Annotated in this window: 21 protein-coding genes and 1 pseudogene; 13 read left to right on the top strand and 9 right to left on the bottom strand. The window is 69.5% G+C overall.

Annotated features, from left to right (window positions below; translation table 11 throughout):
- Positions 1 to 100 precede the first annotated feature (100 nt).
- Positions 101 to 3,004: a helix-turn-helix transcriptional regulator gene (locus ACWDRB_RS27960; RefSeq protein WP_449898433.1), complete on the bottom strand. Its 2,904-nt coding sequence runs from the start codon at positions 3,002 to 3,004 to the stop codon at positions 101 to 103.
- A gap of 184 nt (positions 3,005 to 3,188) precedes the next feature.
- Between ACWDRB_RS27960 and ACWDRB_RS27955 the strand changes: the two genes are divergently transcribed.
- A complete protein-coding gene (locus ACWDRB_RS27955) occupies positions 3,189 to 3,755 on the top strand; it encodes an MmyB family transcriptional regulator (protein ID WP_449898431.1) in 567 nt (188 codons plus the stop codon).
- Here ACWDRB_RS27955 and ACWDRB_RS27950 read toward each other — a convergent pair.
- The 3 genes from ACWDRB_RS27950 to ACWDRB_RS27940 form a co-directional block, all read right to left on the bottom strand.
- Positions 3,690 to 4,538, bottom strand: a complete 849-nt coding sequence (locus ACWDRB_RS27950; RefSeq protein ID WP_449898429.1) for an LLM class F420-dependent oxidoreductase — start codon at positions 4,536 to 4,538, stop codon at positions 3,690 to 3,692. The genes ACWDRB_RS27955 and ACWDRB_RS27950 overlap by 66 nt on opposite strands.
- Before the next feature lie 458 nt (positions 4,539 to 4,996).
- A complete protein-coding gene (locus tag ACWDRB_RS27945; RefSeq protein ID WP_449898427.1) occupies positions 4,997 to 5,269 on the bottom strand; it encodes a hypothetical protein in 273 nt (90 codons plus the stop codon).
- Between the two features lie 72 nt (positions 5,270 to 5,341).
- Positions 5,342 to 5,914 carry a TetR/AcrR family transcriptional regulator C-terminal domain-containing protein gene (locus tag ACWDRB_RS27940; protein ID WP_449898425.1) on the bottom strand — a complete coding sequence of 191 codons (573 nt, stop codon included), beginning with the start codon at positions 5,912 to 5,914 and terminating at the stop codon, positions 5,342 to 5,344.
- A 292-nt stretch (positions 5,915 to 6,206) separates the two neighbouring features.
- On the opposite strand from ACWDRB_RS27940, the gene ACWDRB_RS27935 reads away from it, so the two are divergent.
- Complete coding sequence (locus ACWDRB_RS27935; RefSeq protein ID WP_449898423.1) at positions 6,207 to 7,838, top strand: carboxylesterase/lipase family protein; 1,632 nt, start codon at positions 6,207 to 6,209, stop codon at positions 7,836 to 7,838.
- A gap of 94 nt (positions 7,839 to 7,932) precedes the next feature.
- Here ACWDRB_RS27935 and ACWDRB_RS27930 read toward each other — a convergent pair whose 3' ends face one another.
- Positions 7,933 to 8,301, bottom strand: a complete 369-nt coding sequence (locus ACWDRB_RS27930; protein ID WP_449898421.1) for a serine hydrolase — start codon at positions 8,299 to 8,301, stop codon at positions 7,933 to 7,935.
- A pseudogene (locus tag ACWDRB_RS27925) lies at positions 8,196 to 8,456 on the bottom strand (serine hydrolase); the annotation flags it as partial. The pseudogene ACWDRB_RS27925 and the gene ACWDRB_RS27930, both read right to left, overlap by 106 nt.
- A gap of 288 nt (positions 8,457 to 8,744) precedes the next feature.
- On the opposite strand from ACWDRB_RS27925, the gene ACWDRB_RS27920 reads away from it, so the two are divergent.
- From ACWDRB_RS27920 to ACWDRB_RS27885, 8 genes are all read left to right on the top strand, one after another.
- Positions 8,745 to 9,623 carry a sigma-70 family RNA polymerase sigma factor gene (locus ACWDRB_RS27920; protein WP_449898419.1) on the top strand — a complete coding sequence of 293 codons (879 nt, stop codon included), beginning with the start codon at positions 8,745 to 8,747 and terminating at the stop codon, positions 9,621 to 9,623.
- A 79-nt stretch (positions 9,624 to 9,702) separates the two neighbouring features.
- Positions 9,703 to 10,089 (top strand): VOC family protein, encoded by a 387-nt coding sequence (locus ACWDRB_RS27915; RefSeq protein ID WP_449898417.1) that lies wholly within the window; start codon positions 9,703 to 9,705, stop codon positions 10,087 to 10,089.
- A 320-nt stretch (positions 10,090 to 10,409) separates the two neighbouring features.
- Positions 10,410 to 11,405 (top strand): GntR family transcriptional regulator, encoded by a 996-nt coding sequence (locus ACWDRB_RS27910; RefSeq protein ID WP_449898415.1) that lies wholly within the window; start codon positions 10,410 to 10,412, stop codon positions 11,403 to 11,405.
- Between the two features lie 32 nt (positions 11,406 to 11,437).
- Complete coding sequence (locus ACWDRB_RS27905; RefSeq protein ID WP_449898413.1) at positions 11,438 to 12,706, top strand: ABC transporter substrate-binding protein; 1,269 nt, start codon at positions 11,438 to 11,440, stop codon at positions 12,704 to 12,706.
- A complete protein-coding gene (locus tag ACWDRB_RS27900; RefSeq protein WP_397370159.1) occupies positions 12,703 to 13,587 on the top strand; it encodes a carbohydrate ABC transporter permease in 885 nt (294 codons plus the stop codon). Before ACWDRB_RS27905 ends, ACWDRB_RS27900 begins: the two co-directional genes overlap by 4 nt.
- Entirely contained in the window at positions 13,584 to 14,405 is an 822-nt protein-coding gene (locus ACWDRB_RS27895; RefSeq protein WP_449898409.1) for a carbohydrate ABC transporter permease, read from the top strand. The genes ACWDRB_RS27900 and ACWDRB_RS27895 overlap by 4 nt, the downstream gene beginning before the upstream one ends.
- 18 nt (positions 14,406 to 14,423) lie before the next feature.
- Positions 14,424 to 15,089: a gamma-glutamyl-gamma-aminobutyrate hydrolase family protein gene (locus tag ACWDRB_RS27890; RefSeq protein WP_449898407.1), complete on the top strand. Its 666-nt coding sequence runs from the start codon at positions 14,424 to 14,426 to the stop codon at positions 15,087 to 15,089.
- A complete protein-coding gene (locus ACWDRB_RS27885; RefSeq protein WP_449898405.1) occupies positions 15,086 to 16,630 on the top strand; it encodes a hypothetical protein in 1,545 nt (514 codons plus the stop codon). Before ACWDRB_RS27890 ends, ACWDRB_RS27885 begins: the two co-directional genes overlap by 4 nt.
- Positions 16,631 to 16,747: 117 nt before the next feature.
- Here ACWDRB_RS27885 and ACWDRB_RS27880 read toward each other — a convergent pair whose 3' ends face one another.
- Complete coding sequence (locus ACWDRB_RS27880; protein WP_449898403.1) at positions 16,748 to 17,521, bottom strand: class I SAM-dependent methyltransferase; 774 nt, start codon at positions 17,519 to 17,521, stop codon at positions 16,748 to 16,750.
- Positions 17,522 to 17,769: 248 nt separating this feature from the next.
- Here ACWDRB_RS27880 and ACWDRB_RS27875 point away from each other — a divergent pair, with 248 nt between their 5' ends.
- A complete protein-coding gene (locus ACWDRB_RS27875) occupies positions 17,770 to 18,060 on the top strand; it encodes a hypothetical protein (protein ID WP_449898401.1) in 291 nt (96 codons plus the stop codon).
- A 33-nt stretch (positions 18,061 to 18,093) separates the two neighbouring features.
- Here ACWDRB_RS27875 and ACWDRB_RS27870 read toward each other — a convergent pair whose 3' ends face one another.
- Positions 18,094 to 19,653, bottom strand: a complete 1,560-nt coding sequence (locus ACWDRB_RS27870; RefSeq protein ID WP_449898399.1) for an endonuclease/exonuclease/phosphatase family protein — start codon at positions 19,651 to 19,653, stop codon at positions 18,094 to 18,096.
- 297 nt (positions 19,654 to 19,950) lie between these two features.
- Positions 19,951 to 20,982, bottom strand: coding sequence for an Rv2578c family radical SAM protein (locus tag ACWDRB_RS27865; RefSeq protein WP_449898397.1), 1,032 nt, complete (start codon positions 20,980 to 20,982; stop codon positions 19,951 to 19,953).
- Positions 20,983 to 21,116: 134 nt separating this feature from the next.
- Between ACWDRB_RS27865 and ACWDRB_RS27860 the strand changes: the two genes are divergently transcribed.
- Both ACWDRB_RS27860 and ACWDRB_RS27855 read left to right on the top strand, forming a co-directional pair.
- A complete protein-coding gene (locus ACWDRB_RS27860) occupies positions 21,117 to 21,401 on the top strand; it encodes a DUF3040 domain-containing protein (RefSeq protein WP_350732026.1) in 285 nt (94 codons plus the stop codon).
- Between the two features lie 199 nt (positions 21,402 to 21,600).
- Positions 21,601 to 22,126, top strand: a 526-nt coding sequence (locus tag ACWDRB_RS27855; RefSeq protein ID WP_449898394.1) for a hypothetical protein, incomplete at its 3' end; no start/stop codon positions are given.

Here is a 22,126-nt window from a genome sequence, read left to right as displayed (position 1 = left end):
CGGGTGCTGCAGTTGGGATCCACCCACATCTGAGCTCATGTCCTCGTGGGCGAACCGTGGCGCCGAGCAGCGGCGCCGCATCATCGGCAGGCCGGCTTACCTACCCATGCGGCACCACGAGCTGGGCTAGGTCCCCGCGGCGGGTCACCCCCAGCTTCGGGTACGCCTTGTACAGATGGTGACCGACCGTGCGGGGGCTGAGGAACAGCCGGGCCGCGATCTCCCGATCGCTCATGCCCGCCGCCGCGAGCCGTACCACCTGAAGCTCCTGAGGCGTGAGCCGGGCGAGCGGGTCGAGGGCCCGGGGGTGGGCCGAAGGCCGCTCGCCCAGGGCGGACAACTCCGCGCGGGCCCGGCTCGCCCACGTCCGGGCGCCGAGCCGCTCGAAGGCGCCAAGCGCGTCGGCCAGCTGGTCCTTCGCCTCGGTGTGGCGGCGATGCCGGTGCAGCCATCCCCCGTACGCCAGCCGGGTCCTGGCCTCGTCGTACCGGCGGGGGTCGCGCTCGTGCAGTTCCAGCGCGGCCGTGAAGTGCCCGGCGGAGGCGTCCTCGTCGGCCAGCAGCGCCGCGCAGCGGCGGGCCAGCGCGATCGCGTGCGGCCGGCCGGTCTGCTCGGCCCAGTCGGACAGGGCGGGCAGATGGCGGGCGGCCTGCTCGGGGAGCCCGGCACGTACGGCCGCCTCGACATGATCGGGTACGGCCCTGATGAGGAAGTCGTGCCGGGCCGGGCCGCCGCACACCTCGTCCAGCCGAGCCGCGGCCTCGTCGAACCGGCCGCCGGCCAGGTGGAGCAGGCCGAGCGCCCACGAGGCCAGCGCGGCGTCGGTGGGGTGCCTGGTGCGGTGCTCCAGTACGCCGGCGGCCAGCGAGCGGCACGAGATCTCGTCGCCGCCGACCGCGGCCAGCCATGCGGCGATCGCGTTCAGCACGACGACCTGCAGGTCATGGCCGAGGTCGGTGGCCAGGGAGACGGCCTCGGTCACGCCGGCGTCGGCGTCCATGAACCGGCCGCGCAGCAGCTGGACGATCGCCAGGGGTTCGAGCGCGTACGTCAGGCGGCCCACCGCGCCCTGCTCCCGCACATCGGCGACCAGCGACTCCAGCACCTCCGTGGCGATCTCGTCCTCGGCCACCAGCATCCCGGCGAACCCGGCGATGAGCCGCTCCACGAACCCGTCGGCCTTGCCCTGCCTGGCGGCCCCGGCCAGCTCGCGCATGGGCGGCACGCCCACGTCGGGCCGGCCGTCGTACAGGTGCCGGAACCCGATGAGTCCCGCCACGACCGGTGCCCCGGTTTCGACGGTTTCCAGGAGGGCGGCGCACTGGCGTACCAGGTCGTGGTCGCCGGCGTCGCGGGCGTACCAGACGGCTTCGGTGAGGATCGACACGGCCCGCTCGGGGTCGGTGGCGGCGATGGAGGTGGCACCGTCCAGCGCCAGGGCGGCGGCGACGGCGGGCGAGCCGCGCTCGTACTCGACCTGAGCACGGATCCACGCCGCCTCGGCCGTCACCGACGGGTCACGATACGGGCGCGCGGGCCGGTCGGCGGGTTGCGGAGCCCGGACGGCCGACCCAGCATTGCGGTTGGTCAGCCCCAGGGCCCGATCGACCGAGCCAGTGGCCCGGTCGGGCATCCCCGCGGCCTGGTCAGCCAGTTCGACGGCGCGATCGGGGAGGCCCGCTTCGTAGGCGGCGCGGGCGGCGGCGATCAGCCGCCACGCCCGGCGCGTCTCGTCGGTGCTGAGCTGGGCGGCGCGTTCGAACGCGCTCATCATCGCGGTCACCCCGCCCCGTCGGCCGGCCCGGCGGGCGGCCCGCTCCAACTCGGCGGCGACCTCCTCATCCGGGCCCGGGGTGGCGGCGGCCAGGTGCCAGACGCGGCGGTCGGCGTCGTACTCGCCGCCGAGCGCCCGTGCGAACGCCTCGTGGACCTGGACCCGCCCGGCGTGCGGGGCGACCTGGTAGGCGGCGGCCCTGATCAGCGGATGCCGGAAGGTCACGCTGCCGCCCGGCGACAGCCCGTCGGACAACACGAGCAGCCGGGCCCGTTCAGCAGGCTCCAGGTCGGCCGCGGAGACGCCGAGCAGCGTGCCGACCCGCAGGATCATCTGCAGGCTGCCAGTGTCGTCGGCCGCGGCGATCAGCAACAGCAGCCGCACCGCCGCAGGCAGGCCGGCGATCTGCGCCTGGAAGGCATCCTGGACGGGGCCCGCGGCGGGCAGCAGCGGCGCGGAACGGTCGTTGTCCTGCAGGGCGTTGAGCATGGTGGCCAGCTCGATCACGGCGAGCGGGTTGCCGCGCGACTCGGCGAGCACGCGTTCGCGCAAAGGCCCGGCCAGGCCGCGCGCGTGCGCGTCGAGCAGCGACGTGGCGCTCTCCTGGTCCAGGGCGGAGAGCCGGAGCACGTCCAGGCCCGGCACGGGCGTGGCGAACGACACCGACGCCGAGTCGCCGGCGAGAGGGGCGGGGCGGACGCAGGGCCCCGCCTGGCGTGGCGGAGCGTCCCCGTCCCCGCTCCTGGCCGCGAAGATCATCGCGATGGGGTCGGCGTGCAGCCGCCGGGCGGCGAACAGCAGCGCGTCCAAGGACGCCCGGTCGAACCACTGGGTGTCATCGATCAGGCACACCAGAGGGCGATCGCCGCTCAGCTCCGACAGCAGCGACAGGGTCGCCGCGCCGATCAGGAACCGGTCGCCGACCGTCGCCTCGTCCAGCCCGAACGCCGTCCGCAGCGCCGCCGCCTGCGGGCCGGGCAGCGTGCCGAGCCGGTCGAGGTACGGACACAGCAGCAGGCGCAACCCCGCAAAGGGCAGTTCGGCCTCCGACTCGATGCCGGCGCCACGCAGCACCCGCAGATCGGCCGCCGCGGCGGCGGCATAGTCGAGCAGCACGGTCTTGCCGATCCCGGCCTCACCCGTGATCAACAGCGCTCCGCGGCGGCCCGCACGGGCGCTCGCGAGCAGGTCGTCGATCCGGGCCCGCTCGGCGGTCCGCCCCAGAACCATGCGGAAACAGTAACCCACGCCACTCTCGGAACGATCTCTCCACGCGGACGTGTCCCTGGAGCGGCAAAGGGGCGAACTTTCCGGCAAGCCCAGTGCCGATCGAGGCCCGCGGATCATGAGTCGGCTCGCTTAAGGCCCGTTCAGCGTTGTTTGTATCGCTGCGGCTGGGATTCTCTCCGCCGTTGTGCTGTATGGCGCACACCCGCCATTCGTCTCGGCGAGTCAGGACGTTCCAAGAAGGCAGGATCGGCCGGCATCTCCGCCGGCCGGTCTGCCGGCCCACGACCACGTCAGCCCAGGCCTGCTCTACCTCCTTGACCAGCTCACCGAGACTCCGGCGCACATCACCAACGACATCGGCGACCTGCTCGCCCGCAACCAGATGGCGGATGCGCTGCGCGGATGCCTGTGCTCGGTTCGTGAACAGGAGGACCTGCACGAGGTGGAGGTTGCTCCGCGTGCTCGGCCACGACGACTTCGGCGCCGCTCAGATTCCAGCCTTCGCCTGGAACCGGGAGGCCAACCGATCATGCGCGGTGATGGGTCACAGGAGGACTGCGCGTCGCCTGCGGCGCATCCGGACGGCCTTCGGCTGCGTACGCAGGTTGTGGTGCGGTTCAGGGGTTGGCGCTGTGGAGGCGATTTCGGCCGGTTCGGAGATCTCATCAGCTCCACTCCGTCGCGCTCACGTGACCTGTCGCCACATGGACGCGAGCGGTGCCCACGCATCGAGTTGGGCGAGCATCTGTGACTCTGTCCCGGCCGGCAGTAAGAGCAGGCACCGGTCCATGCCGGCGTCGGCGAGTGTGTCGAGTAGTCGCCGGTCCGGCGGGGTGTTGAACACCGTGATCGGGATCCGTCCCCGGCCGGTGTCGGCGGCACGCCGGCGTAGTGTCACGGCACGCTCGCTCAGTTCGACAGCGTCCGCGAGCCCTTCGCATTGCGGGAACCAGCCGTCGCCGAACGCCAGAACCCGATCCTCGGCGCCCGGCCCGTTACCGCCGACCAAGACCGGCGGATGCGGCCGCTGGAGCGGCTTGGGCCAGGACCAGATCGAATCGAAGTTGACGTACTTTCCATGGAACTCGGCCTCTTCATCGGTCCAGATCCGGCGCATCGCCTGCACTCGTTCGGCGAGCAGCGCCATCCGGGTGCGGGGGTCGGTGCCGTGGTTGGCCAGCTCCATGCGGTTCCAGCCGGCGCCGACGCCGAAGAGAAGCCGGCCGCCGGACAGCCGGTCAAGGCAGGCGACCTGCTTGGCCGTCACGATCGGGTCCCGTTGCGTCACCAGGCACACCCCCGTGCCGAGCTTGAGAGTGCGGGTGACTGCGGCGACCGCGGACAGCGCCACGAACGGGTCGTAGGTTTCGACATAGGGCCGGGGGGAGCTCCCGTCGGGCCGCCGACTGTGCACGGGGATGTGGGTGTGTTCCGGAAAGAACAGTGACTCGAAACCGCGTTCTTCAATCGCGCGACCGATCGCGGGCGGCTCCATGCCATACGCGCCGGCGAAGGTAGTGATCCCAATATCCACGCCGTCAATCTAGAGGAGGGTCGCCGCGTCGGAAACACATTTCATGGCCCCGCCTGCAATGATCCCCTGGCGCGCCCGGTGTCTCGCCACACTCGCGACAGGACGCACCCGAATCGGCAGATCTGCGTACGTGCCCGACGGGAGCCACGCTGATCTGCCTCAATGGAGGGTGACGGGGCGAGGCCTTGCTGGGAGATCTGCCCCGTTGCAGTGATCGACATGTGGCGTCGGCGGCGTAGTCGAGGGTGGCGGGTCTTCTCCGGGTGATGATCCATTTGGAGACGGCCAACGGGGCGGAGTGGGTGGTGGGCCAGTGCCGGGTGACCGCGGCGTGTCCTTCAAATGTCCGGAGAATGTCCTACGGTTCCACGGGCGAAGATGGCTAACTGGCAAATGAATGTTCGACCCTGCATCACGATAAAGTCGTCCCTAAATAATAGGAAATAGGGAGCAACTTATTACTTGTAGTGGCTCGACTGATGGAACCCGCTAGCCATGGTGGCAATTTGCCGGCCCGCTTCTGCGATGCCATAAAAGAACTGGACCGGTCCGGATGCGGTGGCAAATCGTGGCCTGCGATCAAAATGCCCAGCAGATTCGGCGGCAGCGGGATGGGGCAGCTCGACGCCCATGCTTATCCGGCACGACGATCCGACGGGCGCGATGATCTTCGATGCGAACCAGGTTTTGCCGCCCAGATGTGGCGGCGCGCCAATTGGTGCCAGCGCCACAACGGCACGCTCGCCCTCGTATCGGGGAAGCGGCGTGATCCACGACCACACCCGCGCCCACTCGTGGAGGTTCTACCCGGGTGTGCGGTAGGCGGCGAGGAAAACGTGGGCGGCGGCGTCGGCGTAGTGATCGAGCTCGGACGGCGGGAAGCGGATGTCGTCGCCGCAGAACATGACCTTGTTGACCGGGATCGACGAGACGAGCCAGGTGAAGTGATTGGCGGCGAGCACGGGTTCACCGATCTTCAGCAGTCCGCGGCCTGTCAGTTGCTCGAAGCACGAGGCCAGGGCGGCGTGCACGCGCTCGGGGCCCGCCTCGAAGTAGGCGTGGCCGAGTTTCGGGAAGCGGCTGGCCTCGGCGATGACGAGGCGGCGCACGCGCAGGTGGGACGGTTGTGTGAGGGTGTGGATGAACCGGCGCGCGACCGCCCGCAGGGTGGTCTCGACGTCATCCGTGGTTGCCAGCTCGCCCATGGCGTTCTGGAAGATCTGGTCGATGCCGACGAGGCGATCGAGCACGATCTGCTCGAACAGGCTCTCCTTGGGCCCGAAGTGCTTGTAGATCGTCGCGGCCGGGAAGCTTCCTACATCGCGTTCACCCGCATCGCGGGGTTCGGGAGCGAGCAACGACCCGCTTGCGTGCATGGGCCGCTGTTCGCAGCGAGAGAGCCCGAAGAGTGAGGGGTTACGTCACATGGGTGTCGCGTGCGAGGGGCGTGACCGTCGCCGGCCGAGCAAAGGCCTTCCATGGCCGGCCGGCAGCGCGAACCCCCGTAGTAGGGCTGACCGGAACACGGCCTGGGGTGCTGCCGGGAGTGTGTCACCAGGTGGTCGGCGCAAAAGTGAACCACGGGCTTTCTTTCTTTTGCATGTGGCAGGAGGAGCGGTGGATCATCTACGCGCAAGGCCGTGGACGTCCAGGAGTCGAGGGCGCGGGATGCTCGCGCGAGCCGGCCGGGGCACTCTGGCGGTTGTGGCCGGGCTCGGTCTGTTATGCGGCCCCGCTGCCGCGTGGGCGGCGAACACGGATGAAGCGGGGCAGGGCGCCGTGGTCACGATCGACAGTGGCCAGGTGCGTGGTGTCGTCGCCGAGGATCAGCGATCGTTCCAGGGCATCCCGTTCGCCGCGCCTCCGGTCGGCGGCCTGCGGTGGGTCTCGCCGCAGCCGGTCGTACCGTGGGCGGGGGAGCGTGCGGCCACGAAGCCGGGCCCCGCGTGCGCGCAGACCGCCGGTGTGCTGGGCGAGCAGCAGAGCACGAATGAGGACTGCCTGTATGTGAACGTGACCACACCGCGCGGGGTGAAGCGCGGCGAGCCGCTTCCCGTGCTCGTGTGGCTGCACGGTGGCGGCTTCCGGAACGGCTCTGGCGCCATGTACGGCGCGAGCCGGCTGGCCACCAGGGGTGACCTCATGGTCGTCACCGTGAACTACCGGCTCGGCATCTTCGGCTACCTGGCCCATCCTGCCCTGGAGGGAGCGAACGCCGAGAACCTGTCGGGCAACTTCGGCATCGAGGACCAGCAGGCGGCGCTCCGGTGGGTCAGGCGGAACGCCGCCGCGTTCGGCGGCGACCCCCGCAACGTGACCGTGGCCGGCGAGTCGGCCGGAGGTGCGAGCGCCTGCGCACACCTGATCTCGCCGAAGTCGGCCGGGCTGTTCCACCGGGCGATCATCCAGAGCGCGCCGTGCCTGATGACGCGCTGGCCGGCCGGGTGGAGCTGGCTGCCACGGCCGCTCGCGCAGGCGTACCAGCATGGTGAGGCCACGGCCGAGCGGCTCGGCTGCACCGACGCCCGCGCCGGTGCCGTGGCAGCGTGCCTGCGGGCCAGGACCTCGGCGGAGTTGCTGGCTCAAAGCCAGAACGAGTTCGCACCAGTGATCGGCGGACCGCTGTTACCGCTGGAACCGGCCGAGGCCCTCGCCGAAGGACGGTTCAACCGGGTGCCGGTGATGCACGGCGTCACCCGCGACGAGCATGTCACCTTCAACCAGGAGATGGCGGGCGCGCCACCGCTCACTGACGCGGGGTACGTCCAGCAGATCAACGCCTTCTTCGGCGAACGGGCCGCCAAGGTGCTGGCCCGCTATCCGCTGGACAAGTACGGCGAACCTGGTACGAGCCGTGCGGGCCTCGCCATGCAGTCCGTCATGACCGATTACCTCTGGGCGAGTCCGGCAACCGAGACCAACCGCCTGCTCGCCGCCCGTGTACCGACATACGCCTACGAGTTCGCGGACCGATGGGCCCCCTGGGTGAGCAGCACTCCGGTCGTGCCGAGCTTCCCCACCGGCGCCTTCCACGCCTCCGAGCTGCAGTACCTTTTCGAGGCCGATTACTTCGCCGGCCGGACGTTGTCACCGGCTCAGTCACGGTTGTCCGGCACGATGATCGACTACTGGAGCCGTTTCGCCCACCACGGCGATCCCAACGGAACCGCGACACCGCCCTGGCCCGCCGTACGCGCCGGGCAGGACGACGTCCAGCGACTCGCCCCCGGCGCGTCCGGCATCCGCCCGGTGAACCTGTGCCGGGAGCATCAGTGCCGCTTCTGGCAGTCCCTGAGTTGAGTTCTTGGGGCAAAAGGCTTTGCGGACGCATTCGCCGTTGTTCACCGGAATGGCTGCGAGCGCGTGTGCGGCGTCGTACGCATGATCGGCACGCCTAGCAGAGAGCGTGGTCGATCAGGGAGGCCGAGGCCTTGATCTGGGGAAGCGGGTCCTGATCAGGGCGGAGTGCGCTGGAGTACGCCACGGAGGCGACGCGGCGGCCGTCGGCGGTGACGGCGTTGTCGCTGATGGCGTTCCACCCGCCCCCGCCGTGGAACCAGACCCACCCGCCGCACGGCAGCCGCCGCTTCATGATCCCCAGACCGTACGCGGCATCGCGCCAGAAGGCCCGGAACGGAGCGGCCGGCACGGTCTTCGTCATCTCCGCCAGCTCGGTCGGGCGCAGCAACCTGCCCCCGAGCAGCGCGCTGAAGAACCGGTTGACGTCGTCCGGCGTGCTGACGAGCGAATGATCGGCAGCCATCGCTCGACGGTGTCGTCCAGCCGCAGCTTGCCCTCACCCACGAGCTGCAGCGCGATCGCCGCCACGAACGTCTTGGTGGTGCTGCCGATCCGATAGTACGCATTCCACGGGACGGGCTCGCCGGTCTTCAGGTCGGCCACGCCGCTGCGGGCGGCCGAGGTGCCTCCTGGGGTCGTGGCCGCGGATCAGCACACGCAAGGTCAAATTGCCGACCTCTCGCTTTGACGACCGACTCCCCGATGGTGGTGGTCGGACAGGGCAGCTGGAGGTCCGGGCCATGGCTGAGGTTGATCAAGGGGACGTGTTCACTCGTCGGGTCCTCTCCGTTGAGCTGGCCCCAGTCGCGCCCGTGGGGACTGCGATCTTCTTGCCTGTCGCGAGGTCACATTTGCGATGTTCAGTCGGTCAGTGCTGTAACACGAACGGACGAACGGGTGTGGCGGATGGACGACAATCAGTGGTTGGCGGAGCGATTTGAGGCGCATCGCGCCCAGCTCAAAGCTGTGGCGTATCGGATGCTCGGATCGGTGAGTGAGGCCGACGATGCCGTCCAGGAGGCGTGGATCCGGCTGAGCCGCTCGGACGCGGGCGAGATCGGGAACCTCGGCGGATGGCTGACGACGGCGGTGGCGCGCGTCTCGCTGAATATGCTGCACGCACGCCGAACGCGACGCGAGGAGTCTCTGGACGCCGTGCACGTGCCGGAGCCGATCGTCCACCGCGTCGATGGCACCGACCCCGAGCATGAGGCGCTGCTGGCCGACTCGGTGGGCCTGGCCCTGCTGGTCGTGCTGGAGATGCTGAGCCCGGCCGAGCGGCTTGCCTTCGTGCTGCACGACATGTTCGCGGTGCCCTTCGACCAGATCGCGCCGATCGTCGACCGTTCCCCGGAGGCGGCACGCCAGCTCGCCAGCCGCGCGCGCCGCCGCGTGCGCGTTGAGGAGACGGTCCCCGACTGCGATCCCCGGGCCCAACGCGAGGTCGTAGAGGCATTCCTGGTGGCCGCGCGTGAGGGGGACTTCGACCGACTGGTCTGCGTGCTGCACCCGGACGCGGTGCTCAGAGCCCACCTCGGCCCCACCCCTGGGTCGGGCGAGGTCCGCGGAGCAGAGGCGATCGCTCGCCAGGCGGTGACCTTCTCGCGGCACGGCCTGGCCATTGAGCTGGCGCTGATCAACGGCGCGGTCGGGGTGGTCACCAGGCGGAACGGTGAGCCCCAGTCGGTCACCGGATTCACCGTCAGGGGCGGCAGGATCGCCACGATGGACATTCTCGCCGATCCCGAGCGCCTCCGCCGCCTCGACCTGACGCCGCTCGACTGATGACCCGGAGGCCGGTGGTCACATTCGTTCGTCGCCATCGGTCATACCGGTAACGACCACGAGCCCAGGAGGGACAACGATGCTGAAAGAAATCGCGTACGCGACCGTGTTCGTCAGCGACCAGGACAAGGCGCTCGACTTCTACACCAACGTGCTTGGCTTCGAGCAGCGGTTCGACAACCCGACGCCCGACGGACCACGGTTCCTGACGGTCGGTCTCCCCGGGCAAAAGTTCCAGCTGGTTCTGTGGCCGGGGACACCCGGGCAGGCCCAGCCGCTCAAGAGCCACACCCCGGGGGCGTACACCATCGACACCGGAAACTTCCAGAAGGCATACCAGACGCTGAAGTCGCGCGGCGTGCAGTTCGATACCGAGGTGCTCGAGTACCCGTGGGGCTGTCTCGCGGTCTTCCAGGATCCCGACGGCAACCGGCTGCAACTGCGCGAGGTGCGAGTAGGCCGCTAGTTACCAGCCCGTCGTCGATCGAAACAGACGCGCGCGGCCGGGCGCTCCCGGCCGACGGGTACCGTGCACCGGCTGACCGCCATGCAGGCGGCCGAACTCGACGACTGACCGCTCGGCACGCCGCAGGACTCGCCGAGCTGCGGAACATAGCGCTCGGCGTGGCCCAGCGGATTGAAGCTGGGGTTGGACCGGGTGTCGTTGCCGGTGCTCGCGACCCATTGGCATGCGGGGGAACTCGGCGACGTGCCGGCGGTGCTGCCGACGCCGTCTCATCAGGCGATCGTTGACAGGTGAACTGTTCTACTGTTGTATAACACTCCATGACCGACGTTGAGCTCGGAAGACGGCTCCGCATCGATCCCGATTCGGGCATCCCGATCTGGGTTCAGCTGCGGACTCAGCTCGAATACATCATCGCCACGGGCGAACTGCAGCCGGGGACGAACCTCCCGGCCGTGCGCGTCCTGGCGCAGCGGCTCGGTGTGGCCGTCGACACCGTGCGCCAGGCGTACGACGGGCTGGCGCAGGCCGGGTTCGCCGAGACCCGCCAGGGCGTCGGCACCCGCGTGACCCAGCCCGACAGGTCCGCCGCCCCCGGCGGCGGACCCTGGGACCTGCGGCAGGTCGCCAAGGTCGACGGCACCCTGATCGCGCTCCTCGCCGACGCGGTCCCCCCTGCCGTCGCGGGCCAGGTGGTACGCCAGCGCCTGGCCATGCTCAATCTGGGGCTGCGGGTGTCGTTCGTCGGAGTCCACGCCTCGGCCGAGCGGTACGCGGCCACCCTGGCGGCCCGGCTGCCCGACGGTCTCGGAGCCATCGAGGCCCTGGACATCGAGGACTTCCGCCGGGTGGGCGCCAAAGACGTCACCCACGTGATCAGCCTGGTCTTCCACGTCAGGGAGGTCGAGGAGCGGTTGGCCGACGAGCCCGTACGGGTGCTGCCCCTCACCTCCGAGCTGGACACCGAGGTGTTCGACCGGATCCGCCGCTTCGGCCCGAAAGACCGGCTGGTCCTGGTCGCCAGGCCCGCCACCCGTCCCAGCTACGAGGCCCTGATCCAGGAGCGGCACCCCGGCATGCCGCCCATGGACTTCGTCGCCGACGATGACGAGGACGCGCTGCTGCGCGCCCTGCCGCAGGCCCGTACCGTCCTGCACACCAGCACCGCCGCCGCCATGGTGCGGCGCGTCGCTCCGCGGGCCGAGCTCGTCGAGCTGCGGCACGCCCCGAGCGAACGCTCACTCAACCATGTCCTCGACACGCTGCGCACCGACTGGGAGCTCCTGCTCCGGCTCCAGCGCGCCACCCTCACCTAAGATCACCACCGCAGCTCTTGAAAGGCCCCCACATGCTGCGTTCCCGCCTGGCGCTGCTCGCCTCCGCGGCTCTCCTGCTCACCGGCTGCTCCTCGGGCGGACAGGTCGGCGATCCCGACAAGATCACCCTGACCATCGCCTGGTGGGGCAACCCCGCCCGCACCAAGGCGACCAACGCCGCGATCGACCTGTTCAGGAAGAAGCACTCGAACATCGAGGTGAAGGTCCGCCCGTCAGCCTTCCCCGGCTACTACGACAAGCTCAACACCGAGTTCGCCTCCGGTGCGGCGCCTGACGTCTTCCAGGACGACCAGGTGCGCACGTACGCGGCCAAGGGGCTGTTGCTCGATCTCGGCGCGTACAAGGACGTTCTGCGCACCGACGAGCTGGGGGCGGAGTTCCTCGCCCAGGGCACGATCGACGGCAAACTGATGGACGTGCCTGCGGGCACCAGCCCGATGGCCCTGGTCTACCAGCCGGCGCTGCTGAAAGGCGCGGGAATGGCCGCCCCCTCGGCCGAGACGAGCTGGCAGGACTTCGCGGCCCAGGCCACCAAGCTGGCCACCGCGCTGCCGAAGGGCACCTGGGCGCTGGCCGACAGCAGCGCCCAGCACAACCACCTGCAGGTGTTCCTGCGCCAGAAGGGCAAGGACTGGTTCTCGGCAAAGGGCAACGCGCTCGGCTTCACCAAGGAGGACCTGGCCGAGTGGTGGACGCTCTGGGCCGATCTGCGTGCCAAGGGCGTGGTCCCGCCCGCCGACGTCACCACCGGCTCCGCCGGCGGCGACGTGTCCCAGGACCCGGTGGCCGCCAAGAAGGTCGCCATGAGCGTGTACGGCACCAGCGTCAGCCTCCCGAGCGAGGACTGGGCGTACGGCCCGCTCCCCGGCGAGGCCGGACGGCCCGGCGTCCACCTGATGCGTTCGGTGAGCTGGGCGGTCAACGCCAAGACCGAACATCCGCGCGAGGCCGTGCAACTGCTGGACTTCCTGCTCAACGACCCGGAGGCGGGCAAGGCCCTGGGCCTGTCGCGTGGCGTGCCGCCGAACTCCGCCATTGCCGCATCCTTGCTGCCCGCACTCGGTCCGCAGGACAAGCAGATCGCCGAGTACGTCGAACACCTGCGCAAGCCCGGCAACAGCGGTCAGGCCCCCGCCCCCGACCCGGCGGGCGGCAAGGAGGTCCGCTCCGACCTGCTCACCCGGCACACCCAGGACGTCTGGTTCGGCAAGGCGAGCGTCGAGCAGGCCGCCGCCGCGTTCTTCGAGGACGCCGGCAAGGTGCTGGGACGAGCCAGTTGATCAAGCGCGACGCGGCGGCCTACGCGTTCCTCGTCCCGTGGGCCGCCGGACTGATCCTGCTCGTCGTGGCGCCGCTCGGCTGGTCGCTGTACCTGTCGTTCACCGACTACGACCTGCTGTCCACGCCGGAGTGGGTCGGGTTTGGCAACTACCTGGAGCTGTTCACCGAGGACGACCGGTTCCTGCACTCGATCCTCATCACCGGCGGGTATGTGCTGGTCGCGGTCCCCCTGCAACTCGCCGCGGCGCTGGCCGCCGCACTGCTGCTGGTCAAGGAGCGCCGGGGCAAGGGGCTCTACCGCTCGCTGTTCTACCTGCCCTCTCTGCTGGCCGCCAGCGTGGCGGTGTCCATCACGTGGCGGGCCATGTTCGACTACGGTGGCCCGGTCAACGGCGTGCTCGGCTGGTTCGGGGTGGACGAGCGTTCCTGGATCAACGACCCCTCGACGGTGATCTGGACGATCGTCGCGCTGGAGGTGTGGCGCTTCGGCGCTCCGATGGTCATCTTCCTGGCCGGGCTCAAGCAGATCCCCGGCGAACTGTACGAGGCCGCCGCGCTCGACGGCGCGGGCCGGCTGCGCAAGTTCGTCAGCGTCACCGTGCCGATGCTCAGCCCGATCGTCTTCTTCAATCTGCTGCTGGGCATCATCGGAGCGTTCCAGACCTTCGCCCCGGCCCAGCTCGTCGGCGACGGCAACGGCGGCCCGGCCGACTCCACGCTCTTCTACGCCCTCAATCTCTACCAGCAGGGCTTCGACCACCACCGCATGGGCTACGCCTCGGCCATGGCCTGGCTCATGCTGATCGCGCTGGCGGTCGTCGCGGCCCTGCTGTTCCGCAGCTCGCGCCGCTGGGTCCACTACGGGGACGACACCACATGAACAACCGCCTCGCCCATGTCGCGATCGTCGCGACCCTCGTGGTCATGCTCTATCCGCTGGTCTGGATGGTCATGACGGCGTTCAAGTCCACGGCCGAGATCGCGCAGAACGCCTCCCTCCTGCCCACCGACCCCACGTTCGACAACTTCGTGCAGGGGTGGGCGGGCGGTGGCGTGGAATCGTTCGGCACCTATCTGCGAAACTCGACGGTCATCGCCCTCCTGGCCGTCGCCGGGAACGTGATCTCGTGCTCGCTGGCCGCCTACGCTTTCGCGCGGCTCAGCTTCCGCGGCAGGACCGTGTGCTTCGCGCTCACCATCGGCATGCTGCTGCTGCCCAAGGACGTGCTGCTGATCCCGCAGTACTCCATCTTCCACGCGCTCGGCTGGGTGGACAGCCCGCTGCCGCTGATCGTGCCGTACTTCCTGGCCATGGACGCCTTCTTCGTCTTCCTCAACGTGCAGTTCCTGCGCGGACTGCCACGCGAGCTGGACGAGGCGGCGGCCGTGGACGGCTGCGGGCCCTTCCGCAGGTACTGGCACATCACCCTGCCGCTGATCAAACCCGCGCTGGCCACCACGGCGATCTTCACCTTCATCTGGACCTGGAACGACTACCTGCCGCAGCTGATCTACCTCAACAGCGCGGAGAAGTTCACCCTGCCCGTCGGCCTGCGCATGTTCCTCGACGCCACCGCGGGTTCCGACCTCGGGCCGATGACCGCGATGTCCGTGGTCTCGCTGCTGCCGCTGTTCCTCCTGTTCGTGTTCTTCCAACGCCGGCTGGTGCAGGGCATCGCCACCACCGGCCTCAAATGACCCACGGAGCTGACCTACTTGATCATCATCACCGCAGGAGACCATACGCCCGCCGCGCCCTACGAGCTGGCCGTCGAGCACAGCGGAGGCCTGCCGCGCATGATCACCCCTGCGCATGACACGCTCGACCTGCCCGCCGAGGCCACCGCGCTGATCCTGGCCGGCGGCGCCTCGGTCGAGCCCGCCCGCTACGAGTCGCCCGTCGAGGACGGCGTGACCGTCAAGCTCGACCTGGAACGTGACCGGCTGGAGTGGGCCATGCTCGACCAGGCGCTCGACCGCGGCCTGCCGGTGCTGGCGATCTGCCGCGGGCTGCAGCTCGTCAACGTCTACTTTGGCGGCGAACTGCACCAGGACCTCACGCGAACCCCGTACGCCGACGACCACCGCCCCGACGCGTCACGCACCCACCTCGCCCACACGGTCACCGCCAAGGGCGGACGGCTCGGCGAGTTGTTCGGCGCGGACGAGTTCGGCGTCAACAGCATCCACAAGCAGGGCGTCAAGCTCCTCGGCCACGGCCTGGACGCCACCGCGTTCAGCGGCGACGGCCTCATCGAGGGCCTGGAGCACACCGGGCACGGCATCCTGGCCGTCCAATGGCACCCCGAAGAGCTCATCCACACCAGCCCCCAGTCCTGTGTGCTGTTCACCGACCTCCTCGAAAGGGCCGCACGCGCATGAAGAAACCCCTGATGGCCACCGCCGCGGCGCTGGTCACCGTCCTGGCCTGCACCCCGCCCGCGCACGCCTCCAGCTCCGCCATCGCGACCGGCATGTCCACCGTGGACGGCCGCCCGGTCGTCTGGAAGAACCGCGACCACTGGTCCACGCCCGACGGATGGAAGGTCGTCCCCTACCACCAGCCGGCCGACGGCAGCAGCTTCGGCAGCGGTGACCGTTACACCTCCCGCTACGGCTACACCGGGGTCAGCGCGCTCGGCTCCTCCGGCGTGGACCCCATCACCGGCGCGGCCATCCCGTGGGCGGGCGCCAACGACCGCGGCCTCGGCCTGGTGCAGGTCGCCGGCCACACCCTCACCTCCGCCTTCGCCTCCGACCGCGGCTTCCCCGTCTCCCAGGACCTGACCAAGGGCATGACCGGCGGCTACCTCAACCACCTGGTGCTCTCGCGCGCCGAACACGTCGACCAGGTGGAGCAGCTGCTGCGCGACACCAACGGCGGCGGCGGCTTCAACGGCAGCACCAGCCGCAACACCTCCACGATCATCAGCGTCTTCGACCGGTGGGGCAACGCCGCCGTCTTCGAGATCGACGGCGACAGCTTCACCCGCGACAACATCACCTCCGAGTACGTCCAGGACGCCGACGGCAACTACGCGGCCCCGCACACCGACGACAAGGACGCCGCCAACCCGGCCGACGGCGCGTACTCGGGCTACGACTGGCGCAACAACTTCAGCAAGGTCCAGTGGACCAAGCCCAGCGGGTTCCCGTACTTCGTGGACGACCAGACCACGACCGTGGAGAACGACACCGTCGTCAACAACGGCGACACGCCGGACGGCGTGCACGACTGGGAGGACTCCACCAGCGCCGTCATGCGCCACACCCGCACGGGCATTCGCATGGACGACGCGCACAAGAAGGACTACCGCTACTTCATCCAGAAGGAGGTCCGCTCGGGCGGCCTCGGCACGCAGTGGTCGATCGAGTCCCTGGCCAAGAACATCGGTGACCTGCCCGCCGCCGACAAGTCCACTGGCTACCACGTCAACCGCTTCGTCTCCACCTTCGGTACGGTGATCACCGGCTCGAAGATCGGTGACCCGTACGAGGGCAAGCTCACCACGATGTGGGTGGCCCTCGGCGAGCCCACAGTCAGCGTGTTCGTCCCGCTCTTCCCGTACGCGGGCACCACCCCGGCCGAACTCGCCGACATGTACCTGGCCACCAACGCCAAGCGCCACCTCGTCTACGACTACACCGACGACGACTCGTGCGGCTACAGCTGCGGTCGCAACGCCGACCACTCCATCAACACGGCGGCCCTGGCCGGTGGATACTACGGCGAGGGCGGCATCCAGAAGTACGCCTTCGGGATCGAGAACTGGGCCTTCGACCAGTACGACGCCTTCATCGCCGACCTGCGTACGGGTACCCGCACGCCGGCGCAGCTCAAGACCGACCTGGCCGCCTGGCAGCAGTCGATCGCACAGACCGTGAAGACCCACTACATCAACGGCACGATCCCCACGTCCTGACTCCTCACATGCCGCGGCCCCTCCGGATCACGGGACAGAGCCGCCGGCGCGGCTCGTGCCCGGTGAGCGGCTCGCCGACGAGCTCGCGCGGCCGCGTCAGCCCGAGGTCGCCGAGCCTCACGTCTCCGGGGGGACCGCCAGGGTGAGTAGATCGCAGTCTTCCTCGACCGGGCCGGTGCCGGGATGCGCGGCGAGGTCCGCGTCCATGGTGGCGAATCCTTCGGCGATTTCCTGCTCAGTCATGTGGTCGAAGACCGAGCTGGCGCGCAGCCGCAGTCGTGCGGCGTAGTCGGCGTGACTGGCTGCCAATCGGTGCCGGATCGAGGTGAGGGCGACAGGGCGCAAGTCGACCGTGGCGAAGGCGTCCACCACTTCGGCAACCGTGGGGAAGAGCTCTTCCTCGATGGCCCGGGCCCGTGGGAACCAGCGGTGCCACAGCGGGTCGGGCATCCGGTCGGCGAAGGCGTTGCGGATGAGCAGCCGACCACCTGGGGCCAGCACGCGGGCGATCTCCGGGGCCGCCGCGGGCAGGTCCTGGATGTGGTGGATCACCAGGTAGAGGAGGATCAGGTCGCAGTGGTCGTCCGGCAGCGGGATCTGCTCGGCGGAGCCCTGGAGATAGCTGACCGACGGGTGAGCGGCGGTGTTCGCGGCTGCCTGACGCATCCGGGCGGAGGGCTCGACTCCGTACACCGGGCCGCCGAAGGTGCCGGCCAGGGCCGGGGAGAACCGGCCGGTGCCGCTGCCCAGGTCCAGGACCGTCAGCGGTCGCCGGGGAGGCGAGTGCCGGGCGAATTCCGCCATCCAGGCGGCGACGACGTCGGGGGGCAACGCTCGACCGCGCACGTACACCAGGTGCTGGCGGTCGTCGTAGTTGATGCGCTTCAGCACACTGCCGAATCTACCCCGGTCGCCGCCCAGGACGATTCCCAGGCGCTGGGGATCCGCGTGTCCTGGCCGGCATCTTCCATCCCGTCTCAGACAACTACGCGAGAGGCTGCACGAACTACATTTGATCAATCCCGCGACTTGTCAGGAGGAAGCCGTGGCAACGCCACCGGATGCGGTCAGCAGAGCCCACGCCCTGATCAGAGCCGGTCATATCGGGGAGGCCGCCGAAGTCCTGCGCGTCGCGGCGGATGAACGCGGCGACGCGCCGGCCGATCGGGAGCTCGGTCGACCTGTTGTGGGCCGTTCCAGGCATGACCTGCGTGGACGCCGAACTCGATGCCGAACCCGGCCGCTTGGCGATCCATCATCCGAAGCGCCCTGCCGAGTTGTTGACGCAGCCCGACGGCGTGGATCTCCTGAGCTGGTTGCGTGAGGTGGTGCCCGATCTGCCCGAGCCTGTCATGCCGGCCGGGCAGCCCGTGGTGTCGGGGTCGGTGGTCGAGCGTTACGGCTACAACGCGACCGGTACGGACCGCTGACTCCGTACAGGTCACTTCTCCCCGCTTGGGCGGTCAGAGCCGGGACGTGCGGAACGTGGTGAGTACGGCGGCGTGGTCCGAGGACCAGGCGTTGCCGCGGTGGTTGGGGACGGCCGTCGGCGTGCCCTCGACCAGGGCGCTGGAGCCGGTCACTCGGAGCGGGCCCGCGTAGTAGACGAAGTCGATCCGGTCCTGCGGCTCGGGCTCTCCCTTGTGCGGGTCGTACCCGTAACCGCCGGTGAACACCGGATAGATCGGCGACCAGGTGATGCCCGGCGCGGTCACCGGGTTCGGGTGCGCCACCCGGTAGGAGTCCCGCAGCCCCGCCTGCGCGGGCAGCACCGAGGTCGGCCACGGGACCGTGGTGTAACCGCACCGGCGCGTGTCCTTGGTCCAGTCCAGATGGGACGGGGCGTTGAAGTCGCCCGTCAGCAGCACCGGCGTACGCCGCGCCGCGGCCAGGTCCGGTGCCATCTCGCTCAAGACGGCCTGGACCTGGGGCGTGCGCCCGGAACGCTCCTCGTTGGCCAGCAGCTGTTCCTGCGTCAGCTTGCCGAAGCACGTGTCGTACGGGCCGTACGGGTTGTAGCCGAGGTGGACGTTCCACACCACGACGTCCTGGCGCTCACCGATCCGCACCCGGACCTTCGTCGCCACCGACAGCGGGCCGCTGTCCACCGGCGGCTTGCGTTCGGTGATCGGGTAACGGCTGATCACGCCGATGTCGGTGCCCGACTGGTGATAGTCCCAGCCCAGCGCTTCGGCCAGCTCGCGGGTGGAGACGGCCGAGGTCTCCTGGAGACCCACGACGTCCACATCGGACTGGAGCAGGAACCGCAGCTCCTTCTCCCGGCCGTCGTCGACCTGGCTGCCGCTGTGCCACAGGTTGAAGCTCATCGCCTTGAGCTCGGGCACCAGGTCCTGGCCCGGCCGCCGGACGTCGATGCCGACCGTCGCCGTGCTGGTCTCGGCACGCGCGGTGCGGGCCTCGACCCGCAGTGGCTCCGGACGCAGCGAGTCGCGCAGGCGCGGCGTCCCGGTGACCTCGCCGTCGGCCGACACGCTGATCCACCGCGGCCCGCTGACCTTGCGGAAGGTGAGCCCGTCGGTGTCCCCCCGTACCAGACCTCCCACCCTCGCCTGGTACGGGGTGAGGGCGCGGGCGTTGCGCAACTTGAAGGCGTCGGTGATGAAGTGCAGCGGCGCGTCGCTCGTGATCCGGACCTTCACCGGCGCGGCAAGCCACTGGTAGCCGTCCTGCGCCAGGGCGAAGACGATGTAGTTGCCCGGCTCCAGCCCGTCGGTCGGCAGGGTGGCCGCACCGCTTTCCCCGGCGATGTACGTCCAGCGCACCGACGGACCGACGAACTTCTCGTCCACCGGGCCGTCGCCCGGGTCGGTGTAGAGGCCGAGCCAGTTGGTCGGATCGGGGCGGGGCGTGGTGTAGGACGCCTTGATCGGCTCGCCACGGCGCACGGTCGACGAAGCGAGTGTCAGCGCGCCGTCCGGGGCGGCGGACACCGACGCCGACGCCGGGACCGCGCCAGTGGACAGGACGAGCATCGCCACGACGAGCGACTTGAGCCAACGCATCAGCGCCTCCTTGAGCTGCACCAAGCAGCGTCGGCCGGGCCGGTGACGATCATGTAAACGGGCAGTGGCAAACCGCTGGCGGCCTGGGGAAACCCTGGGCCGCGATGCCGTTGTGCGCCGATCAAGGTCTGGTGCCCCGTCCGGCGAGACCTTGATGAGCAGGAAGCTCGCGAGCCACGAATTACGCACCGACCGAACCGGCAGACGCCGTCGAGTCCGCCGACGTCGCTTCCTACCCCGGCCCATGATCGCGTACGGGATCGGCGCGGCGAGGGCCGTGATGGTGTCGTGAGGAGTTCAGAGCAGGCGTAGCTGCTCCGGCTCGTGCGTGACCAGCGCGGGCCGGGGTGGGATACGGCGGGCCATGGCCGCGGTGGCGCGGCCCACGCCGTGGCGTTCGGCCAGCTCCTTGACCAGGCCCGTCACCCGCTCGTGGTACGCCTTGGGCGCGTACGCGCCGCGCCCGTACAGCTCCAGATAGCGCGGCACCAGGCGCGGATGCTCGCGCGACAGCCACCCCAGCCACCACTCCCGCGCCCCCGGCCGCAGGTGGAGCACGATGGGGGCGATGTGGGTGGCGCCGGAGGCGGCGATCTCCTTGACGGTGGTCTCCAGCTGGGTGGGGGAGTCGGTGAGGAACGGGAGGATCGGGGCCATCAGGACACCGCACGCGACCCCGTTGTCGTTGAGCGTCGCGCACACCTCGAGGCGCCTGCGCGGGTTGGGGGTGCCCGGCTCCACCGCGCGCCACGCCTCCGGGTCGACGAAGCCGACCGACACGCTGGTGCTCACGTCCGCGACGTCCGCGGCCTCCGTCAGCAGGTCGAGGTCCCGCAGGATCAGCGTGCCCTTGGTGAGGATCGAGAACGGGTTGCGCGCGTCGCGCAACGCGGCCAGGATGCCGCGCATCAGCTTGTAGCGGCCCTCCGCGCGCTGGTAGCAGTCGACGTTGGTGCCCATGGCCACGTGGTGGCCGCCCCAGCGCGGCGAGGCCAGCTCCTTGCGGGCCAGCTCGGCGGCGTTGACCTTGACGACGATCTTCGAGTCGAAGTCCGCCCCGGCATCAAAATCTAGATATTCATGCGTTTTTCGGGCAAAACAGTAAATACAGCGATGCGTGCATCCGCGGTAGGGGTTGATCGTGTACTCGAACGGGACCCGGCTGGCCCCCGGAACCCGGTTGATGATGGATCTGGCCCGGATCTCATAGAAGGTCATCCCCCTGAACTCGGGCGTGTCGAAGGTGCGGGTGACCGCGCCGCGAGCGAACAGCGGCACGGCCGGATCGTCCTGACCGGGCCCGGCCAGGCGCAGGTTGTCCCAGCGCATGCCATGATTAGAACAAGAGTTCGAGCATGATCGCAAACTGAAAAGAGGTTGCAATTACCTGGTCAGGCGGGGGCTAATGATCTTCAGGGTTGGGCAGAAAGACGTCGCAGAGCTTGCGTTCGGGAGGTGCGCCTATGGCCTGGTCGCAGGACGAGGAGCGGATGCTGGCCCAGATTGAGCAGCACCTCGTCGCCGACGATCCGCGACTCGTCGCACGACTGGAGTCGTTCAACGAGCGGGTGCGTCGCAGCGAGGCGAAGGCCAAGGGGCAACCGGGCCGCCGGAGGCGGCCACGCCGCTCGACGGTCATCATCCTGATCAGCTGGCTGCTCATAGCCACGCTGGTCGCCACGCTCCTGATCATGGTGCTTCGCCACGAGGCCGCCGGCGCGCTCGCCTTGGCCGCCGCCACTTTCTAGCCGCCCCTTCACGGATCGGCGCCTTCCGGGCGCCGCATGAACCCCCTCCCACACGCTGCGTCACCGGCCGTTCTCGGCCTGTTCATGCCGCGTTCCCGGGGTCGTCGTCGATCCGTTCCGGGGCGTTGGCCCCTGCGTCCCGTCTGCGGCGCCTGCGCCGGACCCGCGTCGTACGGCAGTCATGCCGGATGCGCGTCGCATGGTGGTCGTGCCGGGCGTGGTCCTCGGCGTCCGGGACCTTTGTGTGGTCGTCGGCGGCGCGACGGCTTCAAGGACTTCCGGCGGCTTGAGGGCTGTAGCCGAGCATCTCGGCGACGACCGGTGCGGGGACTTGGCGCAGGAGCCGGCGCAGGGAGGCATCTCGAGCGGCGCCGCCGGGAAAGCCGAGCTGCCGGAGTGGTCGATCGTCAGCGATCTGAACAGGCAAGGTGACCGAACGACTTGCGGTGCCGGCACAGGTGAACCGGCCGCCGCCACCAAGCCACTCAAGCTGGTGCGGGCAACCCTGACACCACTGGCGAGGGCCAGGTGCCGGCCTCGCCCTGAACGAACGCAAGAGGCCCGCCGGATGTCAGCGGCGGCGTCAGGACGGCGACAGCCCGGTATCAGAGCGGTCGGCGATCGTAGGGACATCGAAAGAACACCGCACAAGGAGCACACGATGCAGAAGTTCGACACCCCCGCCCCGATCGCCGCCGTCCTGCACATCCCCGCGGGACGCGTCC

The organism is Nonomuraea sp. NPDC003707 (assembly GCF_053587055.1).
The sequence above is the reverse complement of the archived record's forward strand: the minus strand, read 5'-3'. Positions and strand labels throughout refer to the sequence as shown.

What these genes read in the sequence shown, in the direction of transcription:
- ACWDRB_RS27960 (WP_449898433.1), bottom strand. Translation starts at nt 3,004, where the DNA reads ATGGTTCTGGGGCGGACCGCCGAGCGGGCCCGGATCGACGACCTGCTC.
- ACWDRB_RS27910 (WP_449898415.1), top strand. Translation starts at nt 10,410, where the DNA reads ATGACCGACGTTGAGCTCGGAAGACGGCTCCGCATCGATCCCGATTCG.
- ACWDRB_RS27870 (WP_449898399.1), bottom strand. Translation starts at nt 19,653, where the DNA reads ATGCGTTGGCTCAAGTCGCTCGTCGTGGCGATGCTCGTCCTGTCCACT.
- ACWDRB_RS27905 (WP_449898413.1), top strand. Translation starts at nt 11,438, where the DNA reads ATGCTGCGTTCCCGCCTGGCGCTGCTCGCCTCCGCGGCTCTCCTGCTC.
- ACWDRB_RS27895 (WP_449898409.1), top strand. Translation starts at nt 13,584, where the DNA reads ATGAACAACCGCCTCGCCCATGTCGCGATCGTCGCGACCCTCGTGGTC.
- ACWDRB_RS27875 (WP_449898401.1), top strand. Translation starts at nt 17,770, where the DNA reads ATGAACGCGGCGACGCGCCGGCCGATCGGGAGCTCGGTCGACCTGTTG.
- ACWDRB_RS27920 (WP_449898419.1), top strand. Translation starts at nt 8,745, where the DNA reads ATGGACGACAATCAGTGGTTGGCGGAGCGATTTGAGGCGCATCGCGCC.
- ACWDRB_RS27885 (WP_449898405.1), top strand. Translation starts at nt 15,086, where the DNA reads ATGAAGAAACCCCTGATGGCCACCGCCGCGGCGCTGGTCACCGTCCTG.
- ACWDRB_RS27860 (WP_350732026.1), top strand. Translation starts at nt 21,117, where the DNA reads ATGGCCTGGTCGCAGGACGAGGAGCGGATGCTGGCCCAGATTGAGCAG.
- ACWDRB_RS27865 (WP_449898397.1), bottom strand. Translation starts at nt 20,982, where the DNA reads ATGCGCTGGGACAACCTGCGCCTGGCCGGGCCCGGTCAGGACGATCCG.
- ACWDRB_RS27930 (WP_449898421.1), bottom strand. Translation starts at nt 8,301, where the DNA reads ATGGCTGCCGATCATTCGCTCGTCAGCACGCCGGACGACGTCAACCGG.
- ACWDRB_RS27915 (WP_449898417.1), top strand. Translation starts at nt 9,703, where the DNA reads ATGCTGAAAGAAATCGCGTACGCGACCGTGTTCGTCAGCGACCAGGAC.
- ACWDRB_RS27940 (WP_449898425.1), bottom strand. Translation starts at nt 5,914, where the DNA reads ATGCACGCAAGCGGGTCGTTGCTCGCTCCCGAACCCCGCGATGCGGGT.
- ACWDRB_RS27935 (WP_449898423.1), top strand. Translation starts at nt 6,207, where the DNA reads ATGCTCGCGCGAGCCGGCCGGGGCACTCTGGCGGTTGTGGCCGGGCTC.